At 57.0% G+C, this 6,951-nt stretch carries 7 protein-coding genes; 2 read left to right on the top strand and 5 right to left on the bottom strand.

Features of this window, described 5'->3' with window-relative positions; genetic code table 11:
- The coding region (locus NW856_RS00975; RefSeq protein ID WP_414398643.1) for an ATP-dependent 6-phosphofructokinase at positions 1 to 1,058 on the bottom strand (1,058 nt) is incomplete at its 3' end.
- Between the two features lie 491 nt (positions 1,059 to 1,549).
- Here NW856_RS00975 and NW856_RS00970 point away from each other — a divergent pair.
- Positions 1,550 to 1,909, top strand: coding sequence for a pentapeptide repeat-containing protein (locus NW856_RS00970; protein ID WP_414344503.1), 360 nt, complete (start codon positions 1,550 to 1,552; stop codon positions 1,907 to 1,909).
- A 29-nt stretch (positions 1,910 to 1,938) separates the two neighbouring features.
- On the opposite strand, the gene coaD is transcribed toward NW856_RS00970, so the two are convergent.
- The 4 genes from coaD to bchB form a co-directional block, all read right to left on the bottom strand.
- A complete protein-coding gene (gene coaD, locus NW856_RS00965; protein ID WP_414355759.1) occupies positions 1,939 to 2,418 on the bottom strand; it encodes a pantetheine-phosphate adenylyltransferase in 480 nt (159 codons plus the stop codon).
- Positions 2,419 to 2,438: 20 nt separating this feature from the next.
- Positions 2,439 to 2,774, bottom strand: a complete 336-nt coding sequence (gene cutA, locus NW856_RS00960; protein WP_414330961.1) for a divalent-cation tolerance protein CutA — start codon at positions 2,772 to 2,774, stop codon at positions 2,439 to 2,441.
- 66 nt (positions 2,775 to 2,840) lie between these two features.
- Entirely contained in the window at positions 2,841 to 3,845 is a 1,005-nt protein-coding gene (gene galE, locus NW856_RS00955) for a UDP-glucose 4-epimerase GalE (protein ID WP_414398642.1), read from the bottom strand.
- 56 nt (positions 3,846 to 3,901) lie between these two features.
- Positions 3,902 to 5,434: a ferredoxin:protochlorophyllide reductase (ATP-dependent) subunit B gene (gene bchB, locus NW856_RS00950; protein ID WP_414398641.1), complete on the bottom strand. Its 1,533-nt coding sequence runs from the start codon at positions 5,432 to 5,434 to the stop codon at positions 3,902 to 3,904.
- Positions 5,435 to 6,098: 664 nt separating this feature from the next.
- Here bchB and NW856_RS00945 point away from each other — a divergent pair.
- Positions 6,099 to 6,401: a Mo-dependent nitrogenase C-terminal domain-containing protein gene (locus tag NW856_RS00945; RefSeq protein ID WP_414398640.1), complete on the top strand. Its 303-nt coding sequence runs from the start codon at positions 6,099 to 6,101 to the stop codon at positions 6,399 to 6,401.
- Positions 6,402 to 6,951: the final 550 nt, after the last annotated feature.

Here is a 6,951-nt window from a genome sequence, read left to right as displayed (position 1 = left end):
AGCCCAATGGCTGTGGCGATCAAAGCCCCGTCCACCTCCACCCGCCGATACTGGGAGATGGCCTCTGCCAGGGGCACATCCACCACCCGCCGATTTTGCCAGGCCACCATGCGGTCGTATTTGCCTTGGGCGATCAAGTCCACAGCAGCCACCCCAAAGGCTGCTCCCAGCAGGCGATCCAGAGGAGAAGGCGTACCTCCCCGCTGCAGGTGGCCCAAAACCATAACCCGGGTTTCGATGCCGGTGCGCAGGGCGATCTCATTGCCGATGTAATGGCCAATGCCGCCGTAGAGAGACTGCCCCAGGCTGTTGGTGTGGGTCACCGGCTCCCCCGACTCGGTGCGAACCGCCTCTGCCACCACCACAATGCTGAAGTTATTGCCTCGCTCTTTGCGGTCGCGGATTCTTTTGCAGACATTCTCCAGCTTGTAGGGAATTTCCGGGATCAAAATCACATGCGCCCCCCCGGCAATGCCGGCGCTGATGGCAATGTGGCCAGCATCCCGCCCCATCACCTCCATGACCATGACTCGGCTGTGGCTGATGGCCGTGTAGGTGAGCTGATCTAGGGCTTCCACAGCCACGCTCAGAGCTGTGTTGAACCCCACCGAATACTCGGTGGCACCGACATCGTTGTCGATGGTCTTGGGGATCCCGACAAAGTTCCAATCCCCCTGCAGGGCCAGTTGCCGGAGAATGGCCAAGCTGCCATCCCCCCCCACCCCGATCAGCGCATCCAACCCAAGCCGGTGGTAGCCGGTGATCACCTCTGCCGAGCGATCCACCAAGCTGCCATCGGGCATAGGGTAGGCGAAGGGGTTGCCTTTGTTCACGGTACCCAAGATGGTGCCGCCGTAGCGCAAAATGCCGGAAACCCGCTTCACATCCAGCAGCTCCGCCTCCACCGGTCGAGCCATCAGTCCTGCCGTCGCATCTTTGATGCCATAAACTTCCATATCGTAGTCGCGGGCCCGCCGCACCACTGCTCGAATCACAGCGTTGAGGCCGCCACAATCGCCGCCGCTGGTGAGGATCCCGATTCGCTTACGTTTGGGCATAGAGCTCTAGTTAAAGAAAGGTGAACATCCTGAACAGAGATAAGGGTCTATATCGCTTGCAGAGAATCCCTACTCAATCGCAAACTACGGATGTGATCCAGTCGATCATTATCCCAATTATCTTGGTTCAATCAGCTCTGGAGAAACACCTTCTGGTTGGGGGAGTGCTGAAAAAGAAGAAATTGAGGGATCCATACAGCCCAGCAAGATCAGGTCAGCTTGCGCTCCCGGTGGGGTTTGGGGTTGGCGATCAAGCCCAGCCGTTAAGCATCCTTCACAAAAAGGATTAAGAAACATTGCTGCACAAGCTGCCGATTGGGAAAGCCTTCGATATCTCTGAGGATAGATCTTTTCAATCAAAAAGACTTGGGGGCAACGATCCACTCAAAAACTGAAATCATTTGTTAAGCAGGGATGATCAAAACCCGGCCAACCCGATGATAGGGATGAGGATAGAAATAAGGCATCCAGTCTGATTTGGGAGCAGTACCATGACTCAAACCATTGCCCAGTGTGCTCTACAAGGGGCCTCAGAGTTGCTCAGCCGCTACCAGCGGGGAGAGCGCCATTTTCCCCAGTCCTGCTTGGAGTATGCCTTTTTGAGGGGGGTCGATCTGCGAGGGGCCAATCTCGAGGGATCCGATTTGCATGGGGCCAACCTGCGCTACGCCAACCTGCGGGGCAGCAATCTGGCGAAGGCTGATCTGCGCTGTGCCGACCTGCGCTATGCCGACCTTGAGGGAGCCTGCTTGGAAGGGGCCAATTTGAGGGGATCCCTCTACAATCACAGCACCTGCTTCCCGGTGGGGTTTGATCCGGTGACGGCAGGGATGCAGCCCTTTGAATTTTGATTGGGGAAGGAGAGGGGATCCCTGAGCCCTCAGGCCGGGGGAAAGCGCTCCCGCAAATCTCGAATCACCGGAGCGGGCACCAGATGATCGATGGGGCCGCCCAGCTTGGCGACCTCCTTCACCAGGCTGCTGCTGACAAAACTGTGCTCGCTGGCGGTGGCAAGGAACAAGGTTTCCAGTTCGGGAGCCAGCAGCTTGTTGGTGTGGGCCATTTGCAGCTCCACATCGAAGTCCGACAAAACTCGCAAGCCGCGCACGATCACCTTTGCCCCCCGTTGGCGGGCGTAGGCCACCGTCAGACCTGAAAACGTATCAACTTCAACATTTTTGAGATGGGCTGTGGACAGGCTAATCTGGGCTTGCCGCTGCTCTGGGCTGAACAGAGGGGTTTTGTTGGGGTTTTTCAAGACGGCGACGATTACCTTGGAAAAAAGACGGCTGGCCCGCTCGATAACATCGAGATGTCCAAGGGTAATGGGGTCAAAGCTGCCGGGGTAGAGGGCGATCATGGCCAACCTCGTGCTATTCCTCACCCTACCTGGTCTCGGGCCCAAGCCAAATAGGTTGTGCTCACTTGAGTGGCTGCCAGAGCCAGGATCTCGGGCTCAGCGTAGGGGTGCAGCTCTCGCAGCCGTTGTTCCAGGCGGGGGTAGGCAGTTGCGGGCAATTTGAGCAGGATGAGGAACTCGGCATCGGTCTGCAGGGATCCCTGCCAACGATAGTAGGACGTGATCCCGGGCAAGACCTGGGCACAGGCCACATAACGTTCGGCCACCAAGGTATGGGCCAAGCGATGGGCCTCGGTTTCGGATCCCACCGTGGTCATGACAACCGCGAGGGTATCGGGTGTGATCTTGTCGTCCATGCGGGGCGGGGAAGTTGTTAGCCGGGCGGTTTCTCCCTATCCTATCGCCCGCCAAGTTAGACGCTCCTAGCTCAACGGGGGCCTAGATTTGCCGAAATAGGGCCGCTTCTGGTGCCAGCGCCAGGCAGTTTGAATGATCTCGGCCAGGTCGGTGTAGAGAGGTTTCCAGTTGAGATCCCGAAAGATGGCACCGGCATCGCCCACCAAGCGCGGGGGATCCCCAGGTCGACGTGCTCCCATTTGCACCGGGATCCGCTTTCCGGTCACGGCTGCTGCGGTGGCAATGACCTCTTTGACGGAAAAGCCTTGGCCATTGCCCAGGTTGTAGGCTGCTGGTACGGGTCGGCCAGAGGCCAGCGCTTCTACCGCCAACACGTGGGCTTGAGCCAGGTCGGTGACGTGAATGTAGTCGCGGATACAGGTGCCATCGGGGGTATCGTAGTCATCTCCAAAAACCGTGATGTGAGGACGTTGGCCGCCGGCGGCCTCCAACACCAAGGGGATCAGGTGGGTTTCCGGGTCGTGGGCCTCCCCAATTTCGCCATCGGGATCGGCTCCGGCGGCATTGAAGTAGCGCAGGCTAATGGATCGGATCCCGTGGGCAACCTGGAAATCTTGCAAGATCTGCTCCACCATTAGCTTGCTCTGGCCGTAGGGGTTGATGGGACGTTGCGGATGACTTTCGGGAATGGGAATCCGCTCTGGCACCCCATAAGTGGCACAGGTGCTGGAGAACACTATGTAAGGGATCCCGTGATCTCGCATGGCCTCCAGCAAGTTCAGGGATCCGGCCACATTGTTGCGGTAGTATTTGCCGGGATCCTTCACCGACTCGCCCACATAGGCATAGGCAGCAAAGTGAATCACCCCTTCTGGGCGATAGTGTTGGATGACTTGATCAAGCCGCTGGCGGTCGGCGAGATCCCCAATCTCCAACGGCCCCCAGCGAACTGCCCAGGGGTGCCCGTAAACCAAGTTGTCGTAAGTGATGGGCAGATGGCCAGAGGCCGCCAGAGCTTTGCAGGTGTGGCTGCCGATGTAGCCCGCCCCGCCGGTAACCAGGAGACGCATAGGCAAACGTCAGATGGAAGGTCCCACCCAGGGTAAAGGTTGTCAACGGGATCCCTTCAAGCTCCAAAAGCTTCTTTGGCGGCGTACATGACCTCCACACTGATCTCGGTCAAGCCTCGTTCGCGGGCAAATTTTTCGGTGTTGCGTTTAACCTTGCCGCGCACAAAGCCGGGCACCTTGTTCAGCTCCGCCTGGGCTTCCCGCGTCCAGATGAGGTCGGAATCGGCGCTCAGGCTCTTGTGGATTGCCTCTTTGGTGTCGTGGCCACCGAAGATCTCCAACAGGTGATCTTCCATGCCCAGGGTAAAGGAGTTGTAGATCAAGTCCACAATTTGGTTGGCGCCCTCGTAGCCCAAAAAGGGCCGGTAGCCGATAGGAAAATCCTGCACGTGGATGGGGGCCGAGATGACCCCACAAGGGATCCGCAGCCGTTTGCCCACATGCCGCTCCATCTGGGTGCCGAAAATCGCGGCAGGTTCCGCCTGGGCAATGGCGTCCGCCACGCGGGTGTGATCCTCCGTCATCAAGATCTGATCGCAATACCCTCCCACCTCTGCCTGGAACCACTCCCCATCGTAGGTGCAATAGCTGCCCGCCCACACCACGTGGATCCCCATCTCGCGGGCCAGGATTTTGGTGATGGCCGCCGCGTGGGTGGAATCCCCGAAGACCACCGCTTTTTTGCCGGTTAGGTTTTGGCAGTCGATGGAGCGGGAAAACCAGGCCGCTTGGGAAATGTGCAGCGTTTGCTCCTGGATGTAGGCTTCGTAATCGACAGGGATCCCTTGCTCATTCAGGATCTTCTGGATCTGGCGGATGAAGCGGGCCGTTTCCACCACCCCCATCGGGGTGATCTCAATGTAAGGCATGCCGAATTCCTGCTGCAGATAGCGAGCTGTCATCAGCCCCAGCTCCCGGTAGGGCACCACATTAAACCAAGCCCGCCCCAGGTGTTTGAGATCGTGGACACTGGCCCCTTGCGGGATCACCAGGTTGAGCTGGATCCCCAGATCCCGCAGCAGCACCTTCAGCTCCCGCAGATCATGGGCATTGTGAAACCCTAGGGTGGAAATGCCAAGGATGTTACAGGAAGGCCGCTCCGTCTTTTGGGGCAGGCCGTCTAACTCCCCGCTTTTGCGAGCTTTGGTGATGTAGAACTCCACAATCTGCTGCAGGGTGCGATCCGCTGCCTGCAATTCGTTAACCCGATAGTGGTTGACATCTGCCAGCACCACATCGCAGCGACTGGCCAACTGGGCCTGCCGGACAAAGTGATGCAGATCTTCCTGCAAAATGCTAGAGGTGCAGGTGGGGGTGACGACGATCAGATCCGGCTGCTCCTCGCCGTCTTTGCGGACGATGTTGCGAATCACCTTTTCGTCGGATCCCCGCGCCAACACCTGCCGGTCAACGACGCTGGTGGTTACCGGAGTAAAATCCCGCTCTCGCTCCAACATGGAACGCATCACGTTGAAATAGTCGTCTCCCAGAGGAGCGTGCATGATGCTGTGAACGTTTTTGAAGGAGCTGGCCACCCGCAGCGTGCCGATATGGGCAGGGCCAGCGTACATCCAATAGGCCAATTTCATGGGCAGCCTCTCAAGAAAGCCAGAGACAAAATCAAGGATCCCAACCCACCGCCGGATGCGCACCCGCTGGGAATCTCTCCTGGCATTGTAGAACGCTCAGCAGCCGGGATCCCTTGACCGTTATTGTCCTTAACTCCCAACCGAGACGCTCCCAAGCCAAACTCGATCAAAAGAAAAACAACCACGACAAGGCAACTGCAATTACGGGGATCCCTCTACTCCGCCCAAAGGGCTTGTTCCATCCTAGAAATAGGAGCGATGGATACCCATCTGGCCCTAAAGTTCAAGCTGAGGAACTTCAGGGATCCTGACAGGGAATCGGCTGGTGGACAAGAGCAGAGGAGTTTTTGTAGTTTTCGTTACATGTTAACTTTTGGAGACAAAACATGTAGCTCTACAACATTGAGCAGAGATTCTTGTTTACAGAAGCAAGCTTTCTGTTGAGGAAGGCAGACTAACAGAGGGAAGAGAAATGGCTGATGTTTCCCTCAATACAAACTCGACACAAAGCATAAGAATTGTCGATTATTGACGATTTCATGCGCCGTAATCGATCAAAGGTTGCTCCTTCTTCAAAGGTAAAGGTGTGAGGTGAAAGCTTATGGGTTCCACAACGATTTCTTGGCAACGTGCTCGCAGAGCTCCTCAGGAGCTGACCGGTTCCATGACTTCCGTGCACTTCAAACCTACAACTCACCTGCGCGACTGGTTGCAGGCTCCATTGCGACCCATCCAATCGGCTATCGATAACTTCAGCATCCGCGATCCCCGCTTGGCCCATTTCCTTTGCCAGTGGATCCCGGCCCGCTGCCCCTTTGAGCGAGATGTGGTGCTGTTTGGCCATAAGGTGATGCATATTCCGCCCATGTGCAAACTTAACCCCCTCTACGACCAGGTGGCAGGGCTGCGCTTCCGGGCTTTGTCGTTTCTGGCAGAACGGGGGGAAGACATTAGCCGTTATGTGTAGGATAGGGGAACGCGGTCAATTCTGGCGGGGATCAGGATTGGGGCAACTACATTTTAGTAGTTGCAAATCCTCAAGCAACTGGGGTATGTCTGCCTAAATAATGGAGTCTGGATAATTGAGTTATAGTCGCTTCAGGTTAGGGTGAGACGCCCAGGCCATTGAGAGAAGCCTTCTGGCTCTATGAATTCAACGTTTTGGGTGCGGGTGCAGTGTCCTAGTTTGAGCGGAAACCAAGGACTCCGTCCCGCTGTCGCGAGGGGATGTGACACCACTTGCCCATTGCTGTCGGTGTAGAAGCTGGCCAGACCCACATCCAACCCCACTACCTGGCCGGTGTACCCTGCCTGCTCTACCCACACCTAAGGCCTTGAATGCACCTGATCGTGGGGCCTTTCTTGGCAGCCCAGGCATCTCGCCCTAAACTGAAACGGCTATGGATGCAACTTCACTGTTGCCGCCAGGGAAACAACAAGAAAATCCCCCAGCATTCGCCAGGGGATCGTCTGCTTTTGTCAAGCCGTCAGGTCAGGCCATCAGCCACGCACCGCAG

Origin of the sequence: Synechococcus sp. R3-13 (genome assembly GCF_047462195.1) — a bacterium.
Taxonomy (GTDB): domain Bacteria; phylum Cyanobacteriota; class Cyanobacteriia; order Thermostichales; family Thermostichaceae; genus Thermostichus.
Note: the sequence above shows the minus strand (reverse complement) of the source record. Positions and strands in the feature narration are given on the sequence as shown.